General features: G+C 69.6%; 3 protein-coding genes. All 3 read left to right on the top strand.

Annotation, left to right across the window (positions count from 1 at the left end; translation table 11 throughout):
• The first annotated feature begins 73 nt into the window (after positions 1-73).
• Positions 74-1,042 (top strand): carbohydrate ABC transporter permease, encoded by a 969-nt coding sequence (locus ACFWEK_RS20605; protein WP_430546596.1) that lies wholly within the window; start codon positions 74-76, stop codon positions 1,040-1,042.
• Positions 1,043-1,057: 15 nt separating this feature from the next.
• Positions 1,058-1,963, top strand: a complete 906-nt coding sequence (locus ACFWEK_RS20600) for a carbohydrate ABC transporter permease (protein WP_430555248.1) — start codon at positions 1,058-1,060, stop codon at positions 1,961-1,963.
• Between the two features lie 2 nt (positions 1,964-1,965).
• Positions 1,966-2,698, top strand: a 733-nt coding sequence (locus tag ACFWEK_RS20595; RefSeq protein WP_430555247.1) for an arabinan endo-1,5-alpha-L-arabinosidase, incomplete at its 3' end; no start/stop codon positions are given.

Genomic DNA, 2,698 nt, shown 5'->3' with positions numbered 1-2,698 from the left:
CCCCCTCCCGGGCGGCCGCACCGCACCTCCCCCGCTCGTCCCCCTCGCACGTCCCTGGACGAAGGAGTCTGCGATGACGTCCACCGCCACGCCGGCCACGGCCGGCACCCGCCTCCCGGCGCCGGACCCCGCTCCCGCGCCGCCACGACGCGGCGGGACCTCGCGGCTCCACCGCACCGAGAAGAGGTGGGCGCTGCTGTTCGTCGCGGCGCCCGTGCTCGGCTACCTGCTCTTCATCCTCTACCCCACCCTCTTCGCGCTGTACGCGTCGCTGACCCGGTGGAACGGGCTGGGGCCGATGCAGTTCATCGGGCTCGACAACTACGTCGCCCTGCTGGGCGACGAGCGGTTCCGCCAGACCTTGTTCAACACGTTCTTCTACATGATCGGCATCCCGATCGGGCTGGCGATCTCGCTCGCGCTCGCCGTGATGATGAACCGGAAGATCTTCGGTCGCGCCGCGTTCCGGGCCATCTACTACGTCCCCGTGATCTCGTCCATCGCCGCGATCGCGATCCTGTGGCAGTGGGCGTACAACGGCGACTTCGGCCTGGTGAACCAGTTCCTGGGGCTCTTCGGGATCGACGGCCCGAACTGGCTGGCCGACCCGGTCTGGGCCAAGCCCGCGATCATCATGATGGCGGTCTGGAAGGGGCTCGGGTACTCGATGCTGCTCTACCTGGCCGCGATCCAGTCCGTGCCCCGCTCCCTCTACGAGGCCGCCGAGCTCGACGGCGCCGGCGGGTGGCAGAAGTTCCGCTCCATCACGCTGCCGATGGTGCAGCCGGTGACGTTCTTCCTCATCGTCACGCAGGTCATCGGCGGCGCGATGATCTTCATCGAGATCCAGATCATGACGCCCACCGGCGGGCCGGAGTACTCCACGGCCTCCGTCGTCTACCACATCTGGCTCCAGGCGTTCCGGTACCAGCAGATGGGCTACGCCACCGCGATGTCGGTGGTGCTCGGGCTCCTCATCCTCGTCATCACGCTCATCCAGTTCCGGCTGAACCGGCGCAACGCCGGCTTCGTCGTCGACTGAGGCCAGGGAGACACCATGACCACCACGACGCCCGCTCCCACGACCGCCACCACGACCGGCGCCCCGACGGGCACGCGCCTCGGCCGCTCGGCACGCTCGCGCCTCACCGACACGATCGTGTGGGTCGTCCTCGCGGCGGGTGCGGTCTTCATGATCGCCCCGCTGGTGTGGATGCTCTCCACGTCCCTGAAGACGAAGCTCGAGGTCTTCGCCCTCCCCCCGGTGTGGATCCCGGAGGTCCCCCAGTGGGACACCTACGTCCGCATGTGGACGGACTCCTACGTTCTCGACGGCATCAAGAACAGCCTGGTCGTGTCGCTCAGCGTCACGGTGATCGGGACGTTCACCTGCTCGCTGGCGGCGTTCGCCCTCGCCAAGATGCGGATGCCGTTCAAGAACGCGATCTTCATCGGCCTGCTCACCGGCATCATGATCCCGTTCCCGACGATCATGATCCCGCAGTTCGTGATGTTCTCGAAGATCGGCTGGGTGGACACGCTGTGGCCCCTGATCGTGCCGGCGATCTTCGGCAACATCGTGATGATCTTCTTCCTGCGCCAGTACCTGTCGAGCGTGCCGGACTCCCTCGTCGAGGCGGCCAAGATCGACGGCGCCTCCTACTGGCAGATCTTCTGGCGCATGATCATGCCGATCATCCGGCCCGCCGTCGCCGCCCAGTTCATCCTGTGGTTCATGGCGGTCTGGAACGACTACCTGGCGCCGATCCTGTACCTGAACACCCCCGAGAAGCAGACGCTGCAGGTGGTCATCGCGAACATGAACGTCCAGTACGCGACCCAGCGCGACTACCCGCTGATCATGGCCGCGTCCGTCGTCGCCGTGCTGCCCATCCTCGTGGTCTTCCTGATCTTCCAGCGGCAGATCATCGAGTCCGTCGCCCTCACCGGCACGAAGGGCTGACGATGACGGACACCACGACCGACACCGCGACCGACACCGCGACCGACACCGCCCTCGACACGGCGACCTGGGGCGGCCGCCACGTGCACGACCCCACCGCGGTGCGGGACGACGACGGCGTCTACTGGCTCTTCTCCACGGACGCGCGCTCCGACGGCCCCGTGCGCGGGGGCGTGCAGGTGCGCCGCTCGACCGACCTCGTGACCTGGGACTTCCACGGCTGGGCGCTGCCGGGCGTGCCCGCGCCCGCGGCGGCGTGGTCGGGCGCCGAGGGCCTCTGGGCGCCCGAGGTCGTGCGGGTCGGTACTCCGGCGGGCACCACCTGGCGCATGTACTACTCGGCCTCGACGTTCGGCTCGCGCCGTTCGGCGATCGGCCTGGCGGAGGCGCCGCACCCGGCGGGCCCGTGGACCGACCAGGGTGTCGTCGTGTCGAGCGAGCACGCCGACCCGCCGGCCGGGCTCGGCCATCCCAACGCCATCGACGCCAACGTCGTGACCGAGCCGGACGGGACGCAGTGGCTCGTGTACGGGTCGTTCTTCGGCGGGATCCACGCGCTCCCCCTCGACGCCGCGACCGGGTTCGTGGCGGACGGGTTCGTGCCCGCGCCGGGCGAGCTGCACGCCGCGCCGGGCCGCCTCCTGGCGCACCGGGCGCGGGCGGCCGACGGCGCGGTCGAGGGGGCGTTCGTGCTCCCCCGGCCCGGCGGCGGCTGGGCGCTGCTCGTCTCCTACG

Source organism: Isoptericola sp. NPDC060257 (assembly GCF_042726645.1).
Taxonomy (GTDB): Bacteria; Actinomycetota; Actinomycetes; order Actinomycetales; family Cellulomonadaceae; genus Isoptericola; species Isoptericola nanjingensis.
This window is presented reverse-complemented; position numbering and strand designations above follow the sequence as displayed.

Bases quoted from the DNA above. Each gene is read 5' to 3' on its own strand.
- ACFWEK_RS20605 (WP_430546596.1), top strand. From the start codon at position 74: ATGACGTCCACCGCCACGCCGGCCACGGCCGGCACCCGCCTCCCGGCG.
- ACFWEK_RS20600 (WP_430555248.1), top strand. From the start codon at position 1,058: ATGACCACCACGACGCCCGCTCCCACGACCGCCACCACGACCGGCGCC.